At 59.4% G+C, this 25691-nt stretch carries 20 protein-coding genes; 4 read left to right on the top strand and 16 right to left on the bottom strand.

Features of this window, described 5'->3' with window-relative positions; genetic code table 11:
* Nucleotides 1-12 precede the first annotated feature (12 nt).
* The 11 genes from NX775_RS09835 to tssE all read right to left on the bottom strand — a co-directional run bounded on the left by NX775_RS09835 (nt 13) and on the right by tssE (nt 14464).
* The gene (locus NX775_RS09835) at nt 13-270 is read right to left on the bottom strand and encodes a PAAR domain-containing protein (protein WP_258835830.1); all 258 of its coding nucleotides are present in this window, start codon (nt 268-270) and stop codon (nt 13-15) included.
* Complete coding sequence (locus NX775_RS09830) at nt 267-1610, bottom strand: tetratricopeptide repeat protein (protein ID WP_258835829.1); 1344 nt, start codon at nt 1608-1610, stop codon at nt 267-269. The genes NX775_RS09835 and NX775_RS09830 overlap by 4 nt, the downstream gene beginning before the upstream one ends.
* 42 nt (nt 1611-1652) lie before the next feature.
* Nucleotides 1653-3281 carry a tetratricopeptide repeat protein gene (locus tag NX775_RS09825; RefSeq protein WP_258835828.1) on the bottom strand — a complete coding sequence of 543 codons (1629 nt, stop codon included), beginning with the start codon at nt 3279-3281 and terminating at the stop codon, nt 1653-1655.
* Nucleotides 3282-3323: 42 nt separating this feature from the next.
* A complete protein-coding gene (locus NX775_RS09820; RefSeq protein WP_258835827.1) occupies nt 3324-4952 on the bottom strand; it encodes a tetratricopeptide repeat protein in 1629 nt (542 codons plus the stop codon).
* Nucleotides 4953-5051: 99 nt separating this feature from the next.
* A complete protein-coding gene (locus NX775_RS09815; RefSeq protein ID WP_258835826.1) occupies nt 5052-5309 on the bottom strand; it encodes a PAAR domain-containing protein in 258 nt (85 codons plus the stop codon).
* 31 nt (nt 5310-5340) lie between these two features.
* The gene (locus NX775_RS09810; protein WP_258835825.1) at nt 5341-6378 is read right to left on the bottom strand and encodes a T6SS immunity protein Tli4 family protein; all 1038 of its coding nucleotides are present in this window, start codon (nt 6376-6378) and stop codon (nt 5341-5343) included.
* 110 nt (nt 6379-6488) lie between these two features.
* Entirely contained in the window at nt 6489-8318 is a 1830-nt protein-coding gene (locus NX775_RS09805) for an esterase/lipase family protein (protein ID WP_258835824.1), read from the bottom strand.
* The gene (locus tag NX775_RS09800; RefSeq protein WP_258835823.1) at nt 8315-10936 is read right to left on the bottom strand and encodes a type VI secretion system Vgr family protein; all 2622 of its coding nucleotides are present in this window, start codon (nt 10934-10936) and stop codon (nt 8315-8317) included. Before NX775_RS09800 ends, NX775_RS09805 begins: the two co-directional genes overlap by 4 nt.
* A gap of 122 nt (nt 10937-11058) precedes the next feature.
* Nucleotides 11059-12120 carry a type VI secretion system baseplate subunit TssG gene (gene tssG, locus NX775_RS09795; protein ID WP_258835822.1) on the bottom strand — a complete coding sequence of 354 codons (1062 nt, stop codon included), beginning with the start codon at nt 12118-12120 and terminating at the stop codon, nt 11059-11061.
* Nucleotides 12120-13961 carry a type VI secretion system baseplate subunit TssF gene (tssF, locus tag NX775_RS09790; protein WP_258835821.1) on the bottom strand — a complete coding sequence of 614 codons (1842 nt, stop codon included), beginning with the start codon at nt 13959-13961 and terminating at the stop codon, nt 12120-12122. The genes tssG and tssF overlap by 1 nt, the downstream gene beginning before the upstream one ends.
* Nucleotides 13962-13981: 20 nt before the next feature.
* Nucleotides 13982-14464: a type VI secretion system baseplate subunit TssE gene (gene tssE, locus NX775_RS09785; protein ID WP_258835820.1), complete on the bottom strand. Its 483-nt coding sequence runs from the start codon at nt 14462-14464 to the stop codon at nt 13982-13984.
* Between the two features lie 196 nt (nt 14465-14660).
* Here tssE and tssK point away from each other — a divergent pair, with 196 nt between their 5' ends.
* The gene (gene tssK, locus NX775_RS09780) at nt 14661-15992 is read left to right on the top strand and encodes a type VI secretion system baseplate subunit TssK (RefSeq protein WP_258835819.1); all 1332 of its coding nucleotides are present in this window, start codon (nt 14661-14663) and stop codon (nt 15990-15992) included.
* Nucleotides 15993-16007: 15 nt separating this feature from the next.
* On the opposite strand, the gene NX775_RS09775 is transcribed toward tssK, so the two are convergent.
* From NX775_RS09775 to NX775_RS09755, 5 genes are all read right to left on the bottom strand, one after another.
* Nucleotides 16008-18023, bottom strand: a complete 2016-nt coding sequence (locus tag NX775_RS09775) for an alpha/beta hydrolase family protein (protein WP_258835818.1) — start codon at nt 18021-18023, stop codon at nt 16008-16010.
* Between the two features lie 120 nt (nt 18024-18143).
* Nucleotides 18144-20210: a sodium:solute symporter family protein gene (locus NX775_RS09770; RefSeq protein ID WP_258835817.1), complete on the bottom strand. Its 2067-nt coding sequence runs from the start codon at nt 20208-20210 to the stop codon at nt 18144-18146.
* Nucleotides 20207-20521 carry a DUF4212 domain-containing protein gene (locus tag NX775_RS09765; RefSeq protein WP_370660569.1) on the bottom strand — a complete coding sequence of 105 codons (315 nt, stop codon included), beginning with the start codon at nt 20519-20521 and terminating at the stop codon, nt 20207-20209. The genes NX775_RS09770 and NX775_RS09765 overlap by 4 nt, the downstream gene beginning before the upstream one ends.
* Nucleotides 20511-22028 carry a sensor histidine kinase gene (locus NX775_RS09760; protein WP_258836000.1) on the bottom strand — a complete coding sequence of 506 codons (1518 nt, stop codon included), beginning with the start codon at nt 22026-22028 and terminating at the stop codon, nt 20511-20513. The genes NX775_RS09765 and NX775_RS09760 overlap by 11 nt, the downstream gene beginning before the upstream one ends.
* A 38-nt stretch (nt 22029-22066) precedes the next feature.
* On the bottom strand, nt 22067-22807 hold the full coding sequence (locus NX775_RS09755; protein ID WP_183556128.1) for a response regulator: 741 nt from the start codon (nt 22805-22807) through the stop codon (nt 22067-22069).
* 221 nt (nt 22808-23028) lie between these two features.
* Between NX775_RS09755 and recA the strand changes: the two genes are divergently transcribed.
* The 3 genes from recA (at nt 23029) to NX775_RS09740 (ending at nt 25645) form a co-directional block, all read left to right on the top strand.
* Nucleotides 23029-24102, top strand: coding sequence for a recombinase RecA (gene recA / locus NX775_RS09750; protein ID WP_183556129.1), 1074 nt, complete (start codon nt 23029-23031; stop codon nt 24100-24102).
* Between the two features lie 75 nt (nt 24103-24177).
* Nucleotides 24178-24642 (top strand): recombination regulator RecX, encoded by a 465-nt coding sequence (gene recX / locus NX775_RS09745; RefSeq protein ID WP_258835816.1) that lies wholly within the window; start codon nt 24178-24180, stop codon nt 24640-24642.
* Nucleotides 24643-25081: 439 nt separating this feature from the next.
* The gene (locus NX775_RS09740; protein WP_258835815.1) at nt 25082-25645 is read left to right on the top strand and encodes a DUF2889 domain-containing protein; all 564 of its coding nucleotides are present in this window, start codon (nt 25082-25084) and stop codon (nt 25643-25645) included.
* Nucleotides 25646-25691: the final 46 nt, after the last annotated feature.

Below are 25691 nucleotides of genomic sequence, written 5' to 3'. Positions count from 1 at the left end.
CCGCCAACGTGCCTATTTTATGGACGCTATCAAATGAGCACCGCACGCTGTTGAGTCACCATCGTATGCATATGGTTTGCCTTTGTGCCGCGCGCCGCTGCCGTCAGGTTTGATCGCGAAATTACCTTTGCATTTTGGGCAAAAAGTCATGTCGGCGGACAGCGCCGCCTCGACTCCCATGACAATGGTTCCAGAAGACACGGCGCTGACCTTTCCGCCATGATCGGTCATATCGTTGAGGCGAATGACGCCGCGGCCCATGTGCTTCATGACTGCTCCTTATGGTGTGCAAAGTGAGAATCTGGAATCGGGTTCTTGCACAGTGCCGCCGTGGTTGGGCAAAGTCTTGCAACATGGCGGTCACTTCCTCGCCAGAACGAGGAGACGGCTCTGCTTCCCATTCGTTGCGGATATCGCTGCAGGTCGAACGCTTCTCCGGGCTGGTTTTCTGCGAATGACGCTTCGGTTCCCCTTGCCTTGTCTTCGCTCGTGATCAAGTCATATGCGACATCAAGGTAGTACCGGCCTTGCCGTTGAGAGGCAGCGCTTGATTTTAGCTCGGAGGGTCGATTTGTCACGCCTTTCGCGGCATCGATTAGAGTCTGTTTGTCGCCATTCCACGGCAAGAGCGGTGCGGGCGGTAATGGAAGCACCTTGTCAAGGTTAGGAAAGCGCAGCAGTGGATTGAGATCAAGGGCGTCGTGAAGTACGGCATAGCGCTCGGATCGGGCTTGATCGAGATGCGGAACTAGCATATCGGCTAAGTCATGTGGATTCCCGAATTGAACTGACAGCCTTCTCGCGCAATCATTGCAGCCAAATTTCACACCCTTTTGCAAAATCAGCAGGGCTAATGCTTTGTCTTCGGATGTTTGCTCTCCCGAAATTTTACCGTCTGTTGCACGAGGCGATCCTCGAAGCCGGGCAAGAGTAAGAGCAGCCGGGCCATAACCTTGAAGCAGCGCGCAATCCAGCATTTTGGTTGCAATAGGAATATTGGCCCAGAAACCATCGTTTGGGCTATCCCATGTGGCAGATATCATGTCTCCGAGATAGGCCATTGCTTGCGGATTCCCTAATTCAGCTGCCTTTTGCCAGAAGGCATGGGCTTTGGTCACATCTCTAGAAACCCCGGTGCCATTCATGTAAAAGGTCCCCATGCGGTCATAGGCAGCGGGAACGCCGAGCCGCATTGCTTGCTCGACCAGGAGCAGTGCCTCAGATTCGCCATAAGGTGGATCTCTATTTTCCAGATAAAGGCTGGCTAAGTTGAGTATCGCTTTCCAATGGTGCCGTTCTGCTGCCTGGCGTGTCAAATGGACGATTTTCTTATAGTCCCGGTCTTCTTCCCATGCATCTGGATCGTCCAGCGACTTGGCTTCCTGGAACCATAATTCGGCTTGTGCATCGATGGGCGGCACCTTGGTTGTCTCGATCTGGCAAGTGAAACTAGAGCGGTGCGGATTGAAGAGGAGCAGTTTTTCGTTGCGGGGCAGGGCTTGGGTTGCTTTGTATTGGTCTCGTACAATGCTTAATGCGTTGAAAGAGCAAACCAGGAAAACCACCGTCAGCAGGCCGTATGCGATCTTGCGAAGCAGAGGTAATCTCATTGGCAGCTCGATGTCTCGTTGCGAGGTGGGAGCTTTTCCCGGTCAACCCAGGTTCGGTGCAGCGCTGTCCATCAGATGCCATGTCAGCTCATCCGGATCGAAGGGAAGGTAGCTGCCATCTACAAACTGCGGAAATGGTTGCTCGGCGACCACCCAGGCCTGGCGCCACGGTTGGTTGACGACTTGATGCAGTGGGTGTTCTGTTGAAAGCCAAGGTTGCCAGGTGCCAGTGACCGGACACGTCTTGAGCGCATTGCAAGACCGTTGCGGTTGTGTGCGTATGACTTCGCGCGTCATGCCGGTAGCGGCGACTGGGTTGACTACGCCATTGTCGTGGCGGACTGTGAGGAAACGCTGCCACGTTAGCTCCGGGATGGCTCTGCTCCCCATTCCTTGCGGATATCGCGGCAGGTCGAACGCCTCTCCCGGCTGATACAGGCCTGGCGGAATGTCTTTGAGCCAAGTCTGCACCTGCGCCGACTCGGATGGCGCGGTGGCTTGCCAGTATCCTGCGAATGGCGCTTCGGTTCCCCTTGCCTTGTCTTCGCTCAGGATCAAATCATATGTGGCATCAAGGTAGTACCGGCCTTGCCGTTGAGAGGCAGCGCTTGATTTTATTTCCGATGGTCGACTTGTCACGCCTTTTGCGGCATCGATGAGCGTCTGTTTATCGCCATCCCACGGGGGAAGTGGTTCAGGTGGTAAGGGAAGCACCTTGTCGAGGTTGGGGAAACGCAGTAGTGGATTAAGATTGAGGGCGTTATGGAGTACTAGATAGCGCTTTGAACGTGCATTATCGAGATGTGGGGCAAGCATGTCTGCCAAGTCGTCCGGGTCTCCGAATTCTATAGTTAACGTTCTTGCGCAATCGGAACAGCCGTGTTTTACACCCTGATGTAACGTTCTAAGTGCCAGTGCTTTGGTTTCAGTTTTTTGGGGACCGGAACGAGTTCCGTCGCTGGTACGTGGCCATGCCTGGAGGTAATATAAACTATATGCCGCAGGGCCATATCCTTGGGCCAAAGAGCACTCAAGCATTTTTGTCGCGACAGGTATGTTAGCCCAAAATCCGTCTCGCGGACTGTCCCATGTTGCCGCCAACTTGTCGCCTAGGTAGCCCATTGCGTGCGGATTTCCCATCTCGGCTGCTCGTTGCCAGAATGCGAACGCTTTCGTCGCGTCTCCCGGCATGCCAACGCCATGCATGTAGTAAGTTCCCATGCGATCATAAGCAGCGGGAACACCGAGCCTCATCGCTTCCTCCACGAGCACTAGCGCCTCGACTTGCCCACGGGGCGGATCGCGGTTCTCTAGGTATAGGGTGGCAAGGTTAAGCATGGCTTTCCAGTGGTGTCTGTCGGCTGCTTGGCGTGTCAACTGTACGATCCTCCCATAGTCGCGGTCTTCTTCCCAAACGCTAGGGTCGTCGAGAGCTTGCGCTTCGAGGAACGAGCTATCAGCTCGTGCATCGACGGGCGGCACCTTGGTTGCTTCAATCTGGCAAGTGAAGCTAGAGCGGTGCGGATTAAAGAGGGGCAGTTTTTCGTTGCGGGGCAGGGCTTGGGTTGCCTTGTATTGGTCTCGTACGATGCTTAACGCGTTGAAAGAGCAAACCAGGAAAACCACCGTCAGCAGGCCGTATGCGATTTTGCGAAGCAGAGGTAATCTCATTGGCAGCTCGATGTCTCGTTGAGAGGTGGGAGCTTTTCCCGGTCAACCCAGGTTCGGTGCAGCGCTGTCCATCAGATGCCATGTCAGCTCATCTGGATCGAAGGGAAGATAGCCGCTATTTAGAAGCTGCGGAAACGGTTGCTCGGCGACCACCCAGGCCTGGCGCCACGGTTGGTTGACGACTTGATGCAGTGGGTGTTCTGTTGAAAGCCAAGGTTGCCAGGTGCCAGTGACCGGACACGTCTTGAGCGCATTGCAGGACCGTTGCGGTTGTGTGCTTATGACTTCGCGCGTCATGCCGGTAGCGGCGACTGGGTTGACTACGCCATTGTCGTGGCGGACTGTGAGGAAACGCTGCCACGTTAGCTCCGGGATGGCTCCGCTCCCCATTCCTTTCGGATATCGCGGCAGGTCGAACGCTTCTCCCGGCTGGTACAGGCCTGGCGGAATGTCTTTGAGCCAGGTCTGCACCTGCGCCGACTCGGATGGCGCGGTGGCTTGCCAGTATCCTGCGAATGGCGCTTCGGTTCCCCTTGCCTTGTTTTCGCTCTGGATCAAATCATATGTGGCATCAAGGTAGTACCGGCCTTGCCGTTGAGAGGCAGCGCTTGATTTTATTTCCGATGGTCGACTTGTCACGCCTTTCGCGGCATCAATAAGCGTTTGTTTATCGCCATTCCACGGCAAGAGTGGTGCGGGCGGTAATGGAAGCACCTTGTCAAGGTTGGGGAAGCGCAGCAGTGGATTAAGCTCGAGAGCGTTGTAAAGTGCAGCATAGCGCTCGGATCGGGCTTGATCGAGATGTGGAACGAGCATGTCGGACAAGTCCTGTGGCTTGCGGAACTCTCCTGATATGTCTCGCGCGCAGTTGGAGCAACCGAATTTAACACCTTCGTGTAGAGTGCGTAATGCATGTGATCTTGTTGCCGCAGTTCTAGATTCGGCAATTGTTCCATCAGTTTTTAACGGCCAGGATTGAAGAAAAGCCAACGTATAGGCTGCCGGGCCATAACCCTGAGCGAATGCACATTCCAGCATTTTAGTTGCGACGGGTAGGTTCGCCCAAAATCCATCGCGGGGGCTGTCCCATGTCGCGGCCAGTTTATCGCCGAGGTAAGCCATCGCGTGCGGACTTCCCATCTCTGCTGCTCTTTGCCAGAATGCGTAAGCTCTGGTGGCGTCGCCAGGAACACCGACGCCAGTCATGTAGTAGGTGCCCATCAGGTCATATGCAGCTGGAATACCAAGACGCATCGCTTTCTCTACCAGAGCAATCGCGTCCATTTCTCCATGCGGCGGATCACGATTCTCTAGGTAAAGCGTAGCCAAGTTGAGCATGGCTTTCCAATGGTGCCTGTCCGCAGCATTACGTGTCAATTGGACTATCTTCTTGTAGTCGCGGTCTTCTTCCCATGCGTCTGGATCGTCTAGTGTCTGCGCTTCGAGGAACCATTTTTCGGCTTGTGCATCAATAGGCGGGACTTTATCTGCTTCAATTACACAAGTGAAACTTGGACGATGGGGATTAAAAAGGGATAATTCTTCATTGCGGGGGAGGTCTTGGTTAGTTTTATATTGGTTGTTCATCATGGTATATGCCTTGAAAGAGAAAAGTATGAAGAGTCCCGTCAGTAGGTAGTAGAGCAGCTTACGAGCAATAGGCAATTTCATTATTAGCTCAGTCTTAGTGTGGCGCTACGATTATCTTGGGGTGGTAATAGAAACCCTTTTATAGGCTTGAAAATTCTTTTTTTCTCAAGGTTAACCTGATCACTTCAATGTGCTGATCAAGTGCGCGCCGCATTCAGTGACGTCGCCCTCGTAAGCATATGATTTGCTCTCGTGCTTCGCGCCTGCGCCATCCGGCTTGATTGGAAAGTTTCCTTTGCATGCCGGACAAAACGTCATGTCGCCCTCGATAGCTGCGGCAATGCCCATTACCTTAGTCTTCGATGATGCACTGGTGACTTTGCCGCCATGATCTGTCTTATCACTCAGGCGAATGACGCCACGGCCTTCGTGTTTCATATTTACTCCTGGAGATGGTTTGGTGGTGTCGTTATTCTTGATCCGTTGTATCCGCTTGCCGTTTGGGAAAATAATAGGAGTCTTCGGGCGCGCCAGGCACTTTGACCCTGAATTTCAGTGCAAAGAGAAACTTGTCCCAAATTGCTATAGCTTCGTCATCGGTGACTGAAGCCTTTTTTGCCGCCCCTACCATACTATTTTCGACTTTCGTGAACATGGCAGCATGGAATTCTGATGGGTTTGCCACATCTCCCGGCGTACCAACGAATGCCCACTCGAAATCGTGGGTACCATCAGACCTGCGAATTAATGATTCTTCGCCTTTCCAATGTTGTACGTCTCGTTTTCCTTCACGTAGAACATCACGATGAGGGTAAGAAGCACCTTGAATATTTTGTGCATGCGTGATGCGGGCAAGTAGGGGCAATTCATCTCGCTTCATTTGCTCAAATCTGGATTTTTCATAATCAGCGTAAGCATCTTTGTTAGACCCGACCGAGAACGCCACATCTGGGAGGCTTGGCAGATAAATTCCAATACTAACTATTTCCTGAAGGTCATAAATATTATTGGGTATGAATCCTTGATCGACACAAAAGCCGGATTCGGTCGGTACTTCATCGATTGCTCGTAGCTGTAAATATTTCGCCCGCATGAGTTGTCGGTTTATTACGGTGCTTTCAGAATCATTTTGTGATACTGAGTCTCCAAGAATGAATGTTACCTTATCTTTACTCACATATGTGTCGAAAAAAAGTGCGTTGCGCTCCTTCTTATATTTGTCTTCGAAATAGCGTATTTGCCAGCTATTTTCTGTCGGGCCTGGTCCGTTATAGGTAATTTCTGAGGTTGGCTCTTCTGACTTCAGCTTCCTTATTCTTTCTGCAACACGAATTTTCGCCTCATCCAGTCCACCCGTAACTGTAACGATATCAGATGGTAAGGCAAAGTTTCCTGCAACAAACTGTGCTTCGTACGGCACCTCAATCGCGTAGCGGCCGAAACACAAGATTTTTGTTTTATTAAAAATGGATTGCAGGCGTGGAGTGAGCTTTACTCGTTCGGGCACGGCGGTCTCCTTGTAGGAATAGGTTCGTGATTCTCCAGACGAAGATCCCAGCACAATCATTATGGTAGTCGCAGTAGCGAGGAACTTCGAGTGCCGCATGATTTTCACATTCACTCCCATTTTGCGGTCTTGGCGATCTGAGCGATTGAGTACAATAAAGACGAGAGAACGTTATTGTCTGCAAAGCTATTCTGGTGTTCATAGCTCTTGCCCTTACTCTCACCATGTACAAACAGTTTCCCGGCTATCTTTTTAGCTGAGCGAGTGGCTGGGACCGTCTCATCTCCTGGCGCTATCGGAGGCTGCAAGACGAGTGTAAGGATGCGTGTACCGGCCTGCACTTTGAGTGTTCCTGTCCCATCGTCGCTTAGTAGAGTCCAACTTTGGGGAGGGGGCAATGCAATATTTCGCGAATTCCACACTTCACGCTCCATTATCTTAAAGACAATCTCACCATAAGATGGACGTTCTGACGATGAACAGAAACTGCCGTAACAATTACTTGGGTGAAAAGTGGCTCTGATGTCTTCAATAAATTCGGCAGCTTTTTTGACACGATCAACGACAGAATTAATGCCGCCTCCCTGCTTTTCATTCAAACGGGCAGGATTGACCCAGTCTGGATTCAGTAGCCGCCACCACTTATCCGGCGGCTGCATATAAATGCTTTCCAAAGGGCTTTCTCCGCTATCGGGTAAGCTCCATAACTCGCGTCCTGATCCATCTAATATCTTCAGCCAGCCTTTTCCGTAAACAGACCCGGGAAATAGCTCCAGAGCTGCAGGTGCATTTGCAAGTATGGCAGTAGCATTTTCACCGTTGATGCCTAGAACCTTTGCCGAGGTCTCCGCGACCATGCCTGCTCCCTCTAAGAAGCCGAATCGCATTCGTTTGTAAGACGCAGCAGCCCCCATGGTCGGCATGACATTGTGGTACATGCCCAGTACCTTGACCGATGCATCATTCATTAGATTCCCATATTTTGGATGAATGAGCGCACGCGCGAGAAGCCCTCCCATGCTGTGCGTTACGATGATCACTTCATCACACTTGAAGCCTCGTTTTTGATATCCCTTGGTTAATCCACGTATGCGCTCCGCAATTTCGCGTGCGGATACCCCATTGCTTTTCAAATAGTTGTAGCCCATTGCATGAACCGGATACCAACAGGCTGAAATTTTCTTCAGATCGTGTTCGGTCAATGGGACGCTAGCTTCCATTGCCCCGAAAGTAGTTGGATTAGCAAAGAATGGCTTCCACATCGGATTGGCAGCTTCATCTCTGACCATATTGTTAAGGTGGCGCTCAACCGTTTTCAGCATCTGACCGTAGGCGCCAGCGAACAACACTTCACTCCAGCCGCGCCATCTTGCGACCTGTGCCGCCGATTCACGCCTTTTCCCTGATGATTGGCGTCCAGGCCTCCAGCCTGCGACCCTGCGCGCACCTATGAGGGGCGGGATAGCTTCAAGATCGTCGGGAACGTTCTGATGTCGTTGGTCCGCTGCGAGCGTTTCCGCCCCATCTGGATCGAAGCGATCCTTGCTTTCGGTATAACGGTAATATTCGACCTCGGTTTCGTTCTGATCTAACATCAGCTGGCGCTGTGCCGGGGTAGCATTCTTGTACCATCCAGCCACACCAGTGCCACTTAACGCGGTGCTAGCCCCTTTTGTACCTACCATGTCATCAGGGCGCCAGGAGCGGTTATCTGGTCGGTTTAACGCGCTCTGTCTGGCTTTACTTAGCCGAAGATTGCTTCCCATCACACCTGGTAAAAAAATCACTGGTATTACTTTGCGCGGTGGAAGCTTCACGTCATGACGGGCAGTGTCCGACGTTGGTGTCATGTGGACTGTATATTCGGCCCATCCGCCAATGCCCTGCGTAAATTCGCCTTGATGATTGCCGCGCTCGTTGAGTGCTGATTGGTCGCTCATGGTAGTTCACCTTTGTAGCGGATGGTGTAGAAATCGAAGCTACCTGCTTTCTGCAATTCGGTGCTCCCATTGGCTGGGGTTTTGCCGTTCGTAACCGTGCCATCGTCGCGTAGGAGTTCGTAAGAGATATTCTTTTCAGGTTTCATGTTGCCGTCGACGAAATTAACCTCTTGGTCGAACTGGTAGTCGGACGAGCGTTCGTTGAAAGCCTGAGAAACGCTTTTCGCTGCCAGCGTTTCCAGATTTCCGTGAAACAGCACCGGCGCAGAGGTAAAAAATTGAACTTTTTCGCCGATCTCGACCATATTGTTGACGCCATGCAGCCGCACGCCTTTCTTGCCGCGAATATTCACCCACTCAGTCTCGCTGAGCAGTTCAAGCACCTTGTTGGCGATGATTTCCACGTCGTCACTTCGCGCTTGCACTGACACTTGGCCAGCAGCTGCTATCAGTTTCATTCCAGCTTTATGAACGAACAGCCTGAAGGTCTTGCCGACGCTGGCGAATACACCATTGGCGCTAGCGATCGAGAGGCTCTTGCCACTTGTGATCATGGTGTGACGTTCGCTGGCGATGTGAGTCGATTGGGCGCTCGTAAGCTCGATGCCGGCGGGGCTCGCTAAGATCAAGTGCGGCTCCGAGAGCTCGGGCATAGAACCTCTGGTCTCCCCGCGAATCGCCGAATTTTGAGCCTCGATGTCGGTGGCTGCTTCGTCCTGCTGGCCACTCTCTTGTGCCTCCTGTTCGAGCGCCATAGAGGCCAGTTGTTTCTGAATTTGTGCCGCTGATGCTAGCCGCTGAGCAGTCTCGCCCAAGTCCTTGGCATGTGCTACTGCGTTCATCCTGGCTTCGGTTGTGATAAGCATACCGTTGGCAGCGCGGGCAACGCCCCATGCATTGGTCGTCAGTTCCCAGCCTTCCCCGCGCGCATCCTTGCGCCCGGCGTTGTCCTCGATTCGCGTGATATGCCCGAGTGATAGCTGACTGCACTGGTGATCGCTCTTCAGCTGCGCCTGGATCATCTCCTTCGTGTCATCCAGCACCAGGTGGTTGCCGCGTGCACCACCGCCGAGTTCGCGGCTGCGCAAGCCTGCCAGGGCCGATTGCGCCGGCAGCGCCCATGGCGGCATGTGTGTGCCGTTGTACAGCGCGCCCAGTATCAGTGGATGGTCGATGTTCCCGTTCGGATAGACAACGGCGACTTCTTCGCCGACGCGCGGCAGGCGGATGTGGCCAAACTCCTTCCCCGCAGCCGGGCTCAGTACCCGAATCCATGGCGAGCTGTTCTCGTCGTCCTGGCCCAGCCGGTCCCAGTGAAATTGCAGCTTGACCCGGCCGAAACCATCGGTGTGGATGTCGGCGCCAGCCGGACCGACGACCGTCGCCGTGTGCAAGCCCATGTAGGCGCCCGGTTCGCTGTTGAAGTCGCGACCCGGCCGCCAGCGGATGTCCCTGTTGATGCAGGTGAACCGGTTCTCGTAGTGCGACGGGGCACCCGCGCCGGCCTGGTAGTTGTTGGTCGCTTCGTGCTCTACAGACAGGATCAGGTAGCTGCGGTCGCCAATGCTGCGGCGCGGTTCGGGGTCGTAGTCCATCGAGCGCGGCTCGGCGCTGAAATGCCCGCCGAGTTTGAAGGTACGCCCGGGCTGGACGCTGCGGGCATTGCTGGTGGCATCGAACGTCTGCGTATCCTTGTCCTGCTCCACCATGCGCTGCGTTGCGAGCCGTTCGCCATCGCTGCGCATGCGAAAGCCGTAGGCGCCGCTGTCTTCGTACACCTCGTAGGCGAATATGTCGCCTTGCCGGTTGGCGGAGTAACCAGTGGCGTGCTGTGCGCCGGGATTCTTGTAGTCGACGCTGGCCAGCGTGGTCGTGCCGGAGCCGAGGCGCCGGCTCGCACTCCACAGGTGAATGCCGTCATCTTCGAGCGAGCCGCTCTTGTCGTGGAATGCAATGACGTCCACGTCGTCGTAGCTGGTGGCATCGATTGGCTCGTTGTGGAAGCTCTTGTCGGAGAGCATGAGCTTGTGACCATCAAAGCGGTGTTCGTACCAGTAATGCATGCCCCGCGCTTCCCAACGGCGGTGCAGGTGGTTGTAGTCGGTCTCGTTATATTGATTGGCAACGGTCAGTGGCGGATCTTCTTCAAAGACATGCATGTGCCAGTCGGCCTGGCGGTAGTGCTTGAGCGTTGCTTCGGTGATCTGCTGCACGCTCTTGCCGTGGAACGACACGTTGTCCTTGCGCAGTCGCGCGAAGGCAAGCCAGGGCTCGAGCACCATCCGGTAAAAGGCAAAGCCGCCATCGGCACGCAAGAACGACAGTTGCGTGATGTACCCGTTGAAGTAACGCAGCGAGCCGTCCTGGCGTACCAGCGAAATCGTGACCATCCGGCCCATCAGCATCTTGAGCGGAATGCGCGGGTCGTCCGACAGGACGTCGACCTCGAACCGGAATCCGCGCGAGATCTCCTCGCGCGCGACCAGCTTGTTTGGCAGCAAAATCGCGGGCGGGCCGTCCTCGAAAGGAAAATCCAGTCGCATCAGCCGGTTGTGCTGCGAGTTGCCGCGAAATGCCGATAGTGCGGCGCCGGCTGCGATGGTCTGGCTCTCGCCCATTGCGTTGCTCCCGATGGCCGCTGCACGGCCGCAGTTGAAATAATCGACATGGTCAGCGACCACGTTAGCCCGCCGTCACGCAGCCTCAATTGACTGGCATCAACGCCGTTTTTTAAGCCACGTCACCGTCTTCCTGTCTGTCTCTCTTTCGAGTCATCGGAGCGTCCCAGCATTAACCGGACGTCGGGACGATCCGTAACGCCTGGTGTCGCGGTAAGAAACGTATTCCAGCCAAGCTGACGCGACGGCGTCTTCGTGCTCAGCGTGAGCGGCTTGATGGCAGGCGGTGCAAGCAGCAACCGTAGTTCGTAGTGCAAGGTCGGCACCGCAAACATCCTTGTCATTTCCCGCAGTGCCGCCAGCGCCGTGCCACCGGGAAGAAAACTGCGTGCTTGCGCTTCGTCCAGTGGCCCGACATGCAGACGCGCACAGATGTCATGCCGCCACAGACGCGTGCCCAGCGCCGTACTGATGCCGAGCACGGGCCTGGTGACGCCCAATGTGCTGCGCCGGTGTTCGGGAATCGGATCCCAGCAGCCAACGAATTGTTCGAGTCTGACCGGCACGTCGAAATAGCTGCTCAACACCTGTTCGACCGTGCCGGCCGCGACCGGGCGGGTGCGAAGCAGTCCAGCGAAACAGGCTGCAGTGTCCGGTCTGACGTGCCTGTCTGGTTGCCTGGCGCTTGCGGCCCGTGGCGGGCACGTGCCTGCCAAGGCAGTCATCATCGGCAGCAAGCGGTCCCCATCGCCAATCGACAAATCGTGCTCGACCCGGTACTTGACCGATGCCTCATAAAACAGGCCGATCAACCGGGTCGACATGACATCGAGCAGTTCGCGCTGGCTGGCATCGTCCCCAAGCGACTTGCGCGCTGCGATCCGTTCGGTATCGTGCACCGGCAGGGTGCCACTGGCGCCGAGCAGGCCGATAAATGCGGGTGTGATCCGGACGCGGCGCAATGTTCCCGAGCGCAGCGCGCCAAGTGGGTCTTGTGTTGCCGGCTCGATGTCGAGCGCTTCGACTTCGCTGGCAGGAAACGACAGCGACAGGCTGTTGCGAAACGACAGCACGGTGCGCAAGGCGCGTTCGCGGCCGATGCCCTGGTGCTGCAGCGCGCGTAGCAGGATGCTGACCAGCTGGGTAAAGCTGAACCGGTATGGTTCAGCCAGGAGCAGGGCCATTACAGCAGGCTCATGCTTCCGCTTCGTGGGGCGCATCGGATCAGCTCCTTTCCGCTTTGATACGAGAGGGCAACGAGTTCGACGAAGCTGTTCAGGTGAACGTACAGCGCAAAGAACTGGTGCAGCACCTGGACGAACAGGTGCAGGCCGGCGCCGGCATACGCTTCTTCGTCGAGCGTGACGCGCACTTCAAGGCCGTGCACCAGCGATGTGCCGTTCCTGTGCCTGATCCAGGCCGTGGTGTCCTGCTGGTCGAGGGCGATGATGCCGCGGATTTGCCGCCGCGAGACGGACGACGAGGCCAGGTCGTACAGGGACAGCATTTCGCGCAGGCCATGCACGCCGTCGTCCATCAGGGAATGATGGTTCAGCGCCAGATGCGAGATCAGGCGCCAGTGCATGCCTGCGTCATTCGTCAAGCGCGCATGGCGGGTTGGCCTGCGCACCATGCGGATCGCTGCGTTGCGTGTTGCGCCGGGAATGAACAGGTCGCCTTCAGGCGCACCGATGGCCAGTGAGCAGGGCAGGTCGCGGTTCGTGCAGCTCAGTTCAACCGACAGGATATTTCGTTCGATCTCGAACGGGTCGCAATCGGCGCCGACGAGCGTGATCGATTTTTCATGGCCCGGACTGCACAAGGCGAGCGTCTCGTCGTGCCGCAGGAACCAGTAGCGTCCTTGCTCGCTGGCGTATTGTGCGCCGTGCCGAAGCGCATAGAACGGCTGGAATGCCGTGATCGATGTGTCGTTGCCGCACTGGCGCACCAGGTGTACCGCATCGACCGAATACACTTCATACGCCTGCGGAAAATTGGCGTGCGCCAGAAGGGTGTAGTCGGCCGCTCGCTGGTCGTACATGATCGGCACGCCAGGCTGCTGGAACAGATTGACGACGGGCGTGCAACCTTGCACGAGTTGCTGTGTCGACAGGCTGGCGAGCATGCGCGCCTTGTCGGCATCGGGCCGGATGCCGGCAAGGCCCAGGCGTAACGTGACACTGGCGCAGCCGGCAGGTACACGTGCCAGCAGCAAGGGAATATCGATATCGAAAAAATTGAACTTCTCGGGGAAGGCAAAATATTCGGCAAGTATGCGGTAAGCCCCATGCGAGCGGGCGTCGAACGGAATAAGGGCGTCGTCAGGGGCAAATCCAGCCGGTGCGATCGGTATGCAAGGTAACCGTTCCCACGGGCCGTCCTCGTCAATCTGCACGTACGCCGCCGCGGTGTGCATGAAGAGGGCATCGCGCAGCGTGGCGCAGAACGAGGCATCGCCATCGGCATACACGCGCAGCACGGTCGCCGCATCCGGCGCTGGCAGCGGGCCCCATCCGGCAGCGCCGAATGTCAGCGTCAGTGACGATGTGACGTCGTCTGGCAGGCGCGTTGCGACCGGCGCCTGAATGACGGTCTCGAAACTTGCGGCGCGCAGTGCGACAGGCGACGGTTTGACGTCGTGGATGGTCTTGAAGCGGCATGCCACGCCGTGTACTGGCTTCGATTCCAGCAACGTCCCGCGCGGCATGGCGGGGATCGTGTCCGGGCGATCGAGTGTGCTGGAAACGCGCACGATTGCGCACGACGGAAACGGGCGCAGGTAGTGGGGATAGAGCAGGTTGAGCAGGGCTTCAGTAAATTCGGGGTACGAATCGTCCAGTCGCTTCGACACGCGCGCGCTGAGAAGTGCCGTGCTCTGGATCAGGCGTTCGACATGCGGATCGTCGCAAGTATCGCCACCCATTTGCAGCCTGGCAGCAACCTTGGGATAGCGCTGGGCATATTCCCTGCACAGCGACCTGAGAATGACGAGTTCGCGCTCGTACTTTGTCAACAATTCGTCCATGGGATCAGCGATTGCGCCCTCTAGTTGGCACCTTCGATCGAATACTGCTGGAGCGAGGGGCGAAATACCGCATTGAACGACATCGCCTCGGGCATCGACGCATGTTTCAGCTGCGCAGTGATCACGAATTCCACGCGGTTGATGGTGCCCCTGGCGCTCTTGGCGCCCCGGAGTGACACGAGGACCTTGTGCAGCCGGGGTTCATGGCGCTGGATGGCCAGCTGGACGGCCTTGCAGATTTCCTGCTGGTCCGTATCGCTGTTCATGCACATGCCGGCGAAGTCGATCAGGCCATAGTTCAGGATGGAGCCCGATACCGCCGGGAGCGGGCTGAACGACGCCTGGTGCACGCCGCAGCGGGTATTAAGCAGCGCCTGCAGGTCACGCGTGACGCTGCGCAGCGCATGCTCGACAGAGCGCGCACGGGCGTCGCGCCGGTTACCCGATGGGGGCTCACCAGTGTCGTCCAGGCGGTCGAACAGACCGGAAGTAAAGCCGCGCATCGCGCTCCTCTTGTCAAAGCGGGACAACACCTACGGCAGCCATTGTCGGGTCGTGAATCTCAGCAATGTTGCGCCGCCACAAGGGAATGCACTGGTTGATCGATACGATGCCTGGCTGCGCGAAATCAATATCGCGCTTCAGGCGCAACGCCATCCTTCCGAGAATGTGTCCAGCGAAACTTCAACGGGAGAAACCATGAGCGCAACATCGAAGGTCCTGTGGTCGGAAGGCTTGACGCTGGGGCCGCAGCACTTTCAGCGTCAGGATCTTTATCACGAAACCCGCCTCCAGCGCATCGCTTCGGCTCTCAATCCGTACTGTTGGGGTGTGTGCAAGGTGACGTGGAATGTGGACGGATTGGGACACAACCGCCTGAGCGCGAACACGATGTCGCTGATCTATCCCGACGGGGACATCGTCGAGGCGCCCGGCGCCGACCTGCTGCCCGAGCCGGTCGATCTCACGCGCCTGCCGCCAGAGGCAGAATCATTCACGTTCTACGCAGCCCTTGCCCTGGTCAAGCCGCATGGGGGCAATGCCGACGACAACAGCCGCTATGTGCGCTGCGACCTGGATACCACTGACCTGTTCAGCGATGCGCTGGCGATCGAGGTGCCTTTCCTTAAAAAGCAGGTGCGGCTGTTGCTGCAGGCCGAGCCGCATGGGGCGCGTGCCAGCATTCCGGTGGTGCGGCTGCGGCGGGTAGCGGAAGGGGGCTTCGAGCTGGTGCAGGAGTTCATCCCGCCGAGCGTCACGGTGGGCGCAGCGCCAGGCCTGGTGCGCATGCTCGATGGCTTGAGCAGCGTGATCACGACGAAGATCGAATCGCTCCAGCGCACGCACCGCATGACGAACAACAGCATGTATGAAGCCGGCGCGGGCGATATCTCGTCGTGGTGGATGCTCAACATCCTGAGCACGGCCAATGCGCTGCTGATGCACTGCGCCAGGTCGCCCGGGTTTCATCCCGAGGTGATGTTCCGGCAAATGCTTGCCGCCGCGGGCGGACTGATGACCTTTTCAGATCGCTATAAAACAGCCGACCTGCCCGCCTACCGCCACGAGGTAATGGGCGAGGCATTCGCCGAGCTCGACGCGTTGCTGCGCGACTTGGTCGATACGGCGATCGGCACCAACTATGTCATCATTCCATTTGTGGCCGACAAGAGCCGGCGCACGTTCTCGCAGGCGATCCTGGATCCGGCCAAGGTCACGAAACAAAGCCAGCTTTATCTGGCGATTACTGCCGATATGGCGGGCCTTGACCTGGTGGCGACGGTGCCGATCCGGCTCAAGGTCGCTGCGCCCGAGAATATGGAAAGTATCGTCGGGTCCGCATTGCCAGGCATACCGATCGCGCACATGCCGCAAGTGCCCCCGGCGATCCCGGTGCGGCCCAACACCTACTATTTTTCGCTGTCCACCAAAAATCCCTTGTACGACAAGGCACTGGAGGCAGGCGTGCTGGCGGTGTATGCGCCGGACGGGATCCCGGGACTGAAAATCGACCTGGTTGTCGTGCTCTGATCAACCACCGCGATGTCAGCGCACCGCCCCGCTACCGATATTCTTGTCGAGGAACTTCTCAACCCGTCCCCAGAAATCGATGCGGTTCTTTTCCAGCGCCCAGCCGTGACCTTCTTCCGGGTACTCGACCCATTCCACCTGCTTGTTGGTGCGCATGACGGCGTTGCGCAGCGCGGTGCCATGGTTGATTGGCACGCGCCGGTCGACGCCGCCGTAGGCCAGCAGCAGCGGCTGGGTAATGCGCGCCGCCTGCTGCAGCGGTGACGTGGCCTTGAACTGGTCGGCATCCTTGAGCGGGTCGCCGATCCGTTCCGGCAGGCTGTGCTGCTTGACGTCGCGTGACGTGTCGCTGCTGAAGTGCGCGCCATTGTCGAACAGCAGGCCAATGTCGGTCACGCCGACAAAGCTGATCCCGCAGCGGAACATGTCCGGGTCGTTGACGAGTCCCATCAGCGCCGAATAGCCGCCGTAACTGGCGCCGACAATGCAGACGCGCTTGGGGTCGACCAGCCCCTTGTCGACGGCCCAGCGTACACCGTCGGCGATGTCGTTCTGCATGGCCAGGCCCCATTGCTTGTAGCCGGCGCGTTCATGGTTGGACCCGAAACCCGTGCTGCCACGAAATTCTGGTTCGAGCACGGCGTAGCCGCGCGTGGCCAGAAATTGCGAGTCGGGGGCCCAGCCCCAGGATTTTCCGCGCACCCAGGGGCCGCCATGGACCATCACCACCAGCGGCAGGCCGGTGCGCCTGGCACCCGGTGGCAGGGTGAGCAGGGCAGGGATGTCCAGCCCATCGCGCGCCTTGTAGCGCAAAAACTGCTGGCGTCCCATCTGCGTCGGATCGATGCCCGGCCGCGCTTCGCCGACCTTGTTCAGCGATTTGGTTTTGCTGTTGTACAAGAAGAATACCGGCGCCACCACATCCGAATAGGCGGTGACCACGAGCAGGGGCGAGTCGCCCCGGGCCGGCACCGACATCAGGTTGACCGTCGTCGGCAGCAGCTTGTCGACGTCCTGCTGGATCGCTTTCATGCCGGCGTCGAACCATTCATTCGATACCGCATCGGTGCGAAACTGCATGCCCAGCACCTTGTCGCGGTTGATCACCAGCTCACCGTCGAAATCGTAGCCGGGCGCCGACAGCAGCGGTTGCGGATCGAGCTTGCCGGTGTTCACATCGAACGTGTGCATGGCGGTCGTTCCGGCCTTGCCGCGCGCCGTTACGAACAGCGTGCCGGTCGGCCCGAAGGCCACCGGTTCGATCGTCGCGGCGGTTTCCTTGAAGGTCGGGAAACTGGTCAGTTCGCGCCACTTGCCGGTGGCCGGGTCCAGATACTGCAGCGTCGTGGTCAGGTCCTTGTAGGTGATCGCCAGGCGCGGTTCGCCCTTGTGGTCGAGCAGCCAGCCGCGTGTGGCGCCGGGGCGCGGCACCGTTTTGAACTGGCCTGACACGGTGTTCACCTGCAGCAGGTCGACATGGCTCAGTTCACTACGGGTGTCGCCGACCGCCGCCAGCGCGTAGGTCTCATCCGAATCGATCCACGGGGTATTGCCGGCCATCTGGCTCCACGGTGGCAGCAACCGGCGCGCGATGCGCGTGCCGGTGCTACTGACGATGTTACGGCTGGCCAGCTCGACGAAACGGCCGCCGTCGAAGTCGACCGCGTACATGCCGGGCATGAAACGCTGGTCGCCCGGGCCGACGCCTTTGTCATGGGTGTCGAACACCAGGCGCCGTTCGTTGATCCAGTAAAACTTGCGGACATCGGCGTCGTTGTAATGGGCGACGATCTTCGCGCTGTTGGTGTCCAGGTCGATGACCGTCAAAAAGTCGCGCTTGCCCGGCGCGCTGGCGCGCACGGCCAGATGACGTCCGCTGGGGGACAGCCTGGCGTCGCCGAACGGGGCGTTGCCGAAGAAGGCCGCGACGGGCGGCGGTGCTGGCGGGGTTTGTGCGAGGGTCAGTGGCGAAGCGAAAAGGACGAGCGCAGCGAAGATGGCCCTTCCCAGCGCGCGGTGAAATGCTGGCATGAAGTTTTCCGTGAAATGCTTGGTATTGGTATGGTTCGGCCTATGTTGGCGCGGTCCAGAATAGCATTTGTGTCACCGGGAAAATCTCTTCAATTCCCACCTCAGTTGCCACCTGCAGGGTCATTCGGGCGCCCGGATATAGTCGACCATGCCCGCACTGGCGCGGCTCGGGCGCGGCGTGAGCAGGCTTACCACGATCACCGTGAACAGGCCTGCCGGCACCCCGAACACGCCGGCCGCCATCGGCAGGATGCCGAACCAGGTCTCCAGCGCATTGCCGCCCAGGACCGGGCTGGCGCGCAGCATGTAGTACAGGCACACGGCAAATCCCGTGACCATGCCGGTGAGGGCGCCGATGTGGTTGGCGCGCTTCCAGAATACCCCCAACACCAGCACCGGGAACAGCGTGGAGCCGGCCAGCGAGAACGCCGCCGCCACCAGCGACAGGATGTCGGCCGGCTTTTGCGAGGCCGCGTACGCCGCGATGAAGGCCACCGCGAGCAATAGCAGCTTCGAGATCGTCACCCGTTTCTGGGTCGACGCGCCCGGTTCCACCATCTTGTAATACACATCGTGCGACAGCGCATTGGAAATGGCCAGCAGCAGGCCATCAGCCGTGGACAGCGCCGCCGCCAGGCCGCCGGCCGCGACCAAGCCCGAGATCACGTACGGCAGGCCGCCGATTTCGGGCGTGGCCAGCACCAGCACATCGGCATCGATGGCAAATTCGGCCAGCTGCACGATGCCGTCGCCATTGATGTCGGCCACGCTGATCAGGGGATTGGCCTTGTCGACATTGGCCCAGTACGAAATCCAGGTCGGCAGCGACGAGAAATCGCTGCCCACGAGCGACGTATAGATGTCGTACTTGGCCAGCACGGCCAGTGCGGGAATCGTCAGGTACACCAGCAGGATGAAGAACAGCGTCCAGAACACCGACACGCGCGTCTCGTGCACCGAGGGCGTCGTGTAGGCCCGCATCAGGATGTGGGGCAGGGCGGCGGTGCCGAACATCAGGCAGAACACCACCGCCAGAAAATTGTTGCGGCGTGCGTCAGATTCTTCCGGCGTCGCGCCGGGAAACGGCTGCGCATGCGGTTCGGGCGGGCGTGCCCGTGCCAGGTTAGCGTCACGCCGTTCGAGCCACAGCGCACGGGCATCGTCGACCGAGTTGGGATACGTGGTCAGCGCGCGCTCGGCCTGGCGCACTTCGGTCAGCGACGCGTTGCGCGCGCGGGCTGCGGCCAGCTGGCGCTGGGCATCGAGCTTGCCGGCTTCCCACGATTCGGGCAGGGCCGCCACGCGCGCGGCGTAGCCGTCGGCGCGGCGCAGGAATTCGGCGCGCACCTGGGCTTCGCGCGGGTCCTTTGCCAGTTCGGCTTCGCGCGCGGTGAGCTTGGGCAGGAGCGATCCGTACGCCACCTGCGGGATCGGATTGTCAGCATGTTTCACCGACAGCCACATGGTGGGAATCAGAAACGCGACCAGCAGGATGATGTACTGCGCCACCTGGGTCCAGGTGATGGCGCGCATCCCGCCCAGAAACGAGCAGACCAGGATGCTGGCCAGGCCCAGGAAAATTCCGACTGAAAAATCGACACCGGTAAAGCGCGACGCGATCAGGCCGACCGCATAGATCTGCGCCACCACATACGTGAACGAGACGAGGATGGTCGCGCTCACGGCCAGCGCCCGCACCGGGCCACCGCGCCCGCCCGCGCCGCCGCCGTAGCGCGCCGCCAGGAAGTCGGGCACCGTGTACTGCGCAAACTTGCGCAGGTAGGGGGCGATCAACAGCGCCACCAGCACGAAGCCGCCGGTCCAGCCCATGATGAAAGCCAGGCCGTCGAAACCCTGCAGATACAGGCCGCCGGCCAGGCTGATGAAGCTGGCCGCCGAGATCCAGTCGGCCGCCGTTGCCATGCCGTTGAACATGGCCGGCACGCGCCGGCCGGCGACGTAGTATTCGGTGACGTTCGAGGTGCGGCAGATCACGCCGATGATCGCGTACAGCGCGATCGTGGCGAACATGAACAGGTAGCCGATCCACAGGCGCGGCATGCCTTCCTGCTCGAGCAGGGCGAGGGCCGCCAGGAACACCGCGAAGGCGCCGGTGTACGACAGGTAGTAGCGCGAGAGCTTCTTGAAATAGCCGTGCTTCACACCAGGCGTGGGGTTCGTGCTCATGCGCGCGGCGCCAGCGCGGCGTGGTAATCGCGGTCGAGCCGGCGCATGCGCCACGCGTAGATGGCGATGATCGCCAGCGACACCAGCGCGGCGCCCTGCGCGGCCATGTAGAACGACAGCGGCCAGCCGAACACCTCGAAGCGCGCCAGCTCGCGCGCGAAGAACACGGTGCCAAAGCCCGTGACCAGCCAGACGGCCAGCAGCAGCAGCGACATGCGCCGCGTGCGGTGCCAGTGGATCGCGCGGGCGTGTTCCAGGCGCGCACGCGCCATCGTGTCGGAGGTTGGGTCGGGGATGGAATCAGTCGGCATGGTCGGGTTCGCCCACAGGCGGTGGGAAGGTCAGGCGAAACAGGCTGCCCGGAAAGCGCGGAGACACGCTGCGTGGATTATTGAAGATGTCGATGTCGGCGCCGTGTTGCTGCACGATTTCGCGCACGATCGCCAGCCCCAGGCCGCTGCCCTGGGTATTGCTGCCCAGGATGCGGTAGAAGCGTTCGAACACCTGCAGGCGTTCGGCCGGCGCGATGCCGGGGCCGGTGTCTTCGACTTCGAGCAGCGCGTGTTCGCCGCTGCTGCGCACGCGCACCGTCACGCTGCCGCCAGCGGGCGTATAGCGCAGCGCATTGTCGATCAGGTTCGACAGCATCTCGCGCAGCATCAGGGGCTGGCCAGCGATCATCACCCGCTCGTCGTCATTGGCGGGCGACTCGAAACCCAGGTCGATCTGGTGGGCGAACGACGCCTGCACCCAATCCTGCACGGTCTCGCGCGCCACCGCAGCCAGGTCGATCTCGTCGAACGCCAGGCCCGCCTGCGGCTGGTTCTCGGCGCGCGCCAGGGCCAGCAACTGGTTGATCAGGCGCGTGGCCGATTCGGAGCTCTTGGCCAGCTGTTCGAGCGAGCGGTGGATCTCGGCCGGATCGACTTCGCGCAGGGCCAGTTCGGACTGCATGCGCATGCCGGCCAGCGGCGTTTTCATCTGGTGCGCGGCGTCGGCGATGAAGCGCTTCTGCATCTCCACCGTTTTGCCCAGGCGCTCGAGCATGTCGTTGAACGAGCCGACCAGCGGCGAGATTTCTTCGGGCACCTGGCGCGGATCGATCGGCGACAGATCGTCCTGCGGCCGCGCGCGGATGCGTTGCTGCAGCTCGGCCAGCGGGCTCAGGCCGCGCGAGAGCGCGAACCAGACCAGCGCCAGGATCACGGGCAGGATGATGAACTGGGGCAGGATCACGCCCTTGATGATTTCATTGGCCAGGTGGGCGCGCTTGTCGAGCGTTTCGGCCACCTGCACCAGTGCCAGCGGCGGCGTCGGCGAGGCCGTGCGTTCGTGCAGCGGATCGAGATTTACATACGCGTAAGCCACGCGGATCGGCGTGCCGTGGATGGTGTCGTTGCGAAATTCGACCGTGCCGCTGCGGGCCGGCTCGCCGGCGCGGTTAGCACGCGGGCGCGGCAGGTCGCGGTCGCCGTCCAGGTGTTCGCCAGCCGGCCCGGCCAGCAGGTAATACACGCTGTCGACGTCGTCGGCGCGCAGGATGTCGCGCCCGGCCGTGCGCAGCTGGCCGACCGTCTTGCCGTCCACGGTGCGGATCTGCTGGCCCAGCACCGTAACCCGGTCTTCGAGCGCATCGTCGAACGGCTGGTTGGCGATCGATTTCGCGACCAGGTAGGTGATCGCGATGCTCATCGGCCACAGCAGCAGCAGCGGTGCGAGCATCCAGTCGAGAATTTCCCCGAACAGCGAGTGACGGATGTTTTCGTCCGGCTCGGGGTTGGGTGGAACGTAGAGCGGCTCGAACTGCTGCTGCGGCAGCTGCGGCTGCTGCGCGGGCTCGGGCGTGAAGCCGGCGTTCACTTGTCAGCGGCGGTGGCGGCGATGCGGGCGTCGTTCGCGGCGGCAGCAGCTGCGGCGGCCGCGCTGGCCTCGGAGAATTTCTCGAGGCAATAGCCCAGGCCGCGCACGGTGGCAATGCGCACGCCGCCGACCTCGATCTTCTTGCGCAGGCGGTGCACATACACCTCGATGGCGTTGTTGGAAACTTCTTCGCCCCATTCGCACAGGTGGTCGACCAGTTGCTCCTTGGAGACGAGGCGCCCGGTGCGCGCCAGCAGCACTTCAAGCAGGCCCAGCTCGCGCGCCGACAGGTCGAGCATCTGGTCGTTGATGTAGGCGCTGCGGCCGACCTGGTCATAGACCAGCGGGCCATGGCGCACGACGGCTGCGCCGCCGCCGGCGCCGCGCCGGGTCAGCGCCCGCACGCGCGCTTCGAGCTCGGACAGCGCAAACGGCTTGGCCATGTAGTCGTCGGCGCCCAGGTCGAGGCCCTCGACGCGCTGCTCGACGGAATCGGCCGCAGTCAGGATCAAGACCGGCAGCAGCGAGGCGCGCGCGCGCAGGCGGCGCAGCACTTCGAGCCCGGACATCTTCGGCAGGCCCAGGTCGAGAATGAGCAGATCGAACTCCTGCGTGGACAGGGCGGTATCGGCATCCTGGCCGTTCTTGACACAATCGATGGCATAGCCGGACTGGCGCAGGGAGCGCGTCAGGCCATCGGCAAGTACGCTATCATCTTCGGCAAGCAGAATTCGCATGGGGCACCTCTTATTGACGTTGTGGCTTGTTCATCGAACACGCGTGATCGAACCGGTTCTCATTGTGTTGGATTTACCGTCACAATGCGAGTCCCGAGCGATTGTTGGTAAGATAACCACGTCTTTTCGCTTGCAAAAACCACTGGATTTTTATACAGTACTGGCTCTTGAAGTGCGCGTGACCGCCCACACCTTGCCTACTCCACGACAGAAAGTACACCATGGACGACAAAAAAACCGCATTGAACGCCGCTGATAAGGGCAAGGCGCTGGCTGCCGCCCTGGCGCAGATTGAAAAGCAGTTCGGCAAGGGCTCGGTGATGCGCATGGATGCGAACACGCCGGTCGAAGAAGTACAAACGGTTTCCACCGGCTCGCTGGGCCTGGACATTGCGCTGGGCGTCGGTGGCCTGCCGCGCGGCCGTATCGTCGAGATCTACGGTCCTGAATCGTCGGGTAAAACCACCCTGACGCTGCAAACTATCGCCCAGATGCAAAAGCTGGGTGGCACCTGCGCGTTCATCGACGCCGAGCACGCACTCGACGTCACCTACGCGCAAAAGCTGGGCATCAACCTGAGCGAGCTGCTGATCTCGCAGCCGGATACCGGCGAACAGGCGCTTGAAATCACCGACGCGCTGGTACGCTCGGGCAGTGTCGACCTGGTCGTCATCGACTCGGTCGCGGCCCTGACGCCACGCGCCGAAATCGAAGGCGACATGGGTGACTCGCTGCCCGGCCTGCAGGCGCGCCTGATGTCGCAAGCGCTGCGCAAGCTCACCGGCTCGATCAACCGCACCAACACGCTGGTCATCTTCATCAACCAGATCCGCATGAAGATCGGCGTCATGTTCGGCAGCCCTGAAACCACCACCGGTGGTAACGCGCTGAAGTTCTACGCATCGGTGCGCCTGGACATCCGTCGTACCGGCTCGATCAAGTCGGGTGACGAAGTGATCGGTAACGAAACCAAGGTCAAGGTCGTCAAGAACAAGATCGCCCCGCCATTCAAGGAAGCGCACTTCGACATTCTTTATGGAGAAGGCACGTCCCGTGAAGGCGAAATTCTGGATCTCGGCGCAGATAACAAAATCGTCGAGAAGTCGGGCTCGTGGTACAGCTATAACGGCGAGCGTATTGGTCAGGGTAAAGACAACGCGCGTCAGTTCCTGCGTGACCGTCCAGCCCTGGCACGCGAGATCGAAAACAAGGTCCGTACCGCCTTGGGTGTGCGTGAGCTGCCACCGACGATCGGTGGTGACGACAAGCCGAAGCTGCAGGCGGTTGGTGAATAATCAGCCGGGCGCAGGGCGCGGTGGCAGCAGCCTGCCACTGGCGCCCGGCGCCATGTTGATGGGCTGACGTTACCCATGCGAGCACCCGTACTTAGTCTCAAGGGCCGCGCGCTGCGCTATCTGTCGCAGCGCGAGCACAGCCGCTTCGAATTGCGCCGCAAGCTGTCCAAGTACGCGGAAGAGGGCGATGACGTCGATGCCCTGCTCGATTTTCTTGAAAAAAATAACTGGTTGTCGCAGGAGCGCTTTGCCGAATCCCTGGTCAACCGTAAAGCGAGCCGTTATGGCGACAGTCGCGTGATGGCCGAATTGAAAAATCATGGTTTAACAAGCGACGCCCTGGTCGAGATCAAGGCCGGGCTGTCCGACAGCGAGACCGCGCGTGCGATCGAAGTCTGGCAACGCAAGTTTGGTACGGTTGCCGAAGATGCCGCAGCGCGCGCCAAGCAGATGCGCTTCTTGCTGCAGCGCGGTTTTTCCCAGCGCGCGGCACGTGCGGCGATGCAGGGTGCGCCTGACGACGACGAGTTTCCCGACTAATTAACGTTCTCGTGATCGCTTGCAGTCACGCGTTCCGACTCGATGCTGCCCCAGGCGCCAGCGTGGAGCGTCATCCCCGATATGCCAACGCATATTCCTCAACGGGCGATGGCGCTGCACGCTGGCGCTTTTCTACGTCGGCAATGTCCACAACGAAAATCCATATCTCTCATTCATGGCATGAATGGCAGCTCCGGCGGTTGTTCTTCATGCGCATACCATATGCGTCAAACGCGCTGTCAAGCGCCTGCCAAGTCCGGTCATCTCCGTCGACGTTGGCCGTGATGTCCCCTTTTAGCGATGCGCCGGGCGGGACGCTGTGATAAACTTTACGGGTTTAAGCAGCGCCGCATGAGCGGTTGTTGCCGCAGAAGCTGCGGTGACGTGCACTAGCACACCGGCTGCATCACTAACCGCCGTCTCGACGGCACTGGTATTTATGCCTTTGTCTCTTCCCGTATCGCGCTCGCTCCGGCATACGCGCGCCATCACAGTCGACGCCTATGCGCGCGACGATGGCATGTGGGATCTTGATGCCAGCATCCGCGATGTGAAAACGCGTACTGTTGAACTTGCTTCCGGCGAACGGCCCGGCGGCACGCCAGTGCACGACCTGAAGCTGCGCGTCACGATCGACCGTGACATGAACATCGTTGATGCCGAAGCCGCATCCGATGCCGTCCCGTATCCGGGCTTTTGCGATACCATCGGCCCTGCCTACAAGAAGTTGATCGGGCTCTCGCTCGTGAACCATTTCCGGTTGCATCTGAAAGACCGCCTGTCCGGCGTGCTCGGCTGCACCCACCTGACCGAACTGGCCCAGGTGCTGCCCACTGCAGCGCTGCAAGCCTTTGCTGACGACACCGTCGATGCCCCAGGCGGGCAAGGCGTCGCGTCATCCGACCGTCCATTTGAGCTCGACCGTTGCCATGCCCTGCGCAGCGACGGCCCCGCCGTGGCCAAATATTACCCGCGCTGGTCCATCAAGGCCGTGTCGGGTTAAGTCGTCGTTTGTTTTTTTTGTAGTTCAACCGTTTCTAATTCAGTAA

The sequence above is a fragment of the Massilia aurea genome (genome assembly GCF_024753205.1).
GTDB classification, from domain to species: domain Bacteria; phylum Pseudomonadota; class Gammaproteobacteria; order Burkholderiales; family Burkholderiaceae_D; genus Telluria; species Telluria aurea.
This window is presented reverse-complemented; position numbering and strand designations above follow the sequence as displayed.

Bases quoted from the DNA above. Each gene is read 5' to 3' on its own strand.
- NX775_RS09835 (WP_258835830.1), bottom strand. From the start codon at position 270: ATGAAGCACATGGGCCGCGGCGTCATTCGCCTCAACGATATGACCGAT.
- NX775_RS09830 (WP_258835829.1), bottom strand. From the start codon at position 1,610: ATGAGATTACCTCTGCTTCGCAAGATCGCATACGGCCTGCTGACGGTG.
- NX775_RS09825 (WP_258835828.1), bottom strand. From the start codon at position 3,281: ATGAGATTACCTCTGCTTCGCAAAATCGCATACGGCCTGCTGACGGTG.
- NX775_RS09820 (WP_258835827.1), bottom strand. From the start codon at position 4,952: ATGAAATTGCCTATTGCTCGTAAGCTGCTCTACTACCTACTGACGGGA.
- NX775_RS09815 (WP_258835826.1), bottom strand. From the start codon at position 5,309: ATGAAACACGAAGGCCGTGGCGTCATTCGCCTGAGTGATAAGACAGAT.
- NX775_RS09805 (WP_258835824.1), bottom strand. From the start codon at position 8,318: ATGAGCGACCAATCAGCACTCAACGAGCGCGGCAATCATCAAGGCGAA.
- NX775_RS09800 (WP_258835823.1), bottom strand. From the start codon at position 10,936: ATGGGCGAGAGCCAGACCATCGCAGCCGGCGCCGCACTATCGGCATTT.
- tssG (WP_258835822.1), bottom strand. From the start codon at position 12,120: ATGGCCCTGCTCCTGGCTGAACCATACCGGTTCAGCTTTACCCAGCTG.
- tssF (WP_258835821.1), bottom strand. From the start codon at position 13,961: ATGGACGAATTGTTGACAAAGTACGAGCGCGAACTCGTCATTCTCAGG.
- tssE (WP_258835820.1), bottom strand. From the start codon at position 14,464: ATGCGCGGCTTTACTTCCGGTCTGTTCGACCGCCTGGACGACACTGGT.
- tssK (WP_258835819.1), top strand. From the start codon at position 14,661: ATGAGCGCAACATCGAAGGTCCTGTGGTCGGAAGGCTTGACGCTGGGG.
- NX775_RS09775 (WP_258835818.1), bottom strand. From the start codon at position 18,023: ATGCCAGCATTTCACCGCGCGCTGGGAAGGGCCATCTTCGCTGCGCTC.
- NX775_RS09770 (WP_258835817.1), bottom strand. From the start codon at position 20,210: ATGAGCACGAACCCCACGCCTGGTGTGAAGCACGGCTATTTCAAGAAG.
- NX775_RS09765 (WP_370660569.1), bottom strand. From the start codon at position 20,521: ATGCCGACTGATTCCATCCCCGACCCAACCTCCGACACGATGGCGCGT.
- NX775_RS09755 (WP_183556128.1), bottom strand. From the start codon at position 22,807: ATGCGAATTCTGCTTGCCGAAGATGATAGCGTACTTGCCGATGGCCTG.
- recA (WP_183556129.1), top strand. From the start codon at position 23,029: ATGGACGACAAAAAAACCGCATTGAACGCCGCTGATAAGGGCAAGGCG.
- recX (WP_258835816.1), top strand. From the start codon at position 24,178: ATGCGAGCACCCGTACTTAGTCTCAAGGGCCGCGCGCTGCGCTATCTG.
- NX775_RS09740 (WP_258835815.1), top strand. From the start codon at position 25,082: ATGCCTTTGTCTCTTCCCGTATCGCGCTCGCTCCGGCATACGCGCGCC.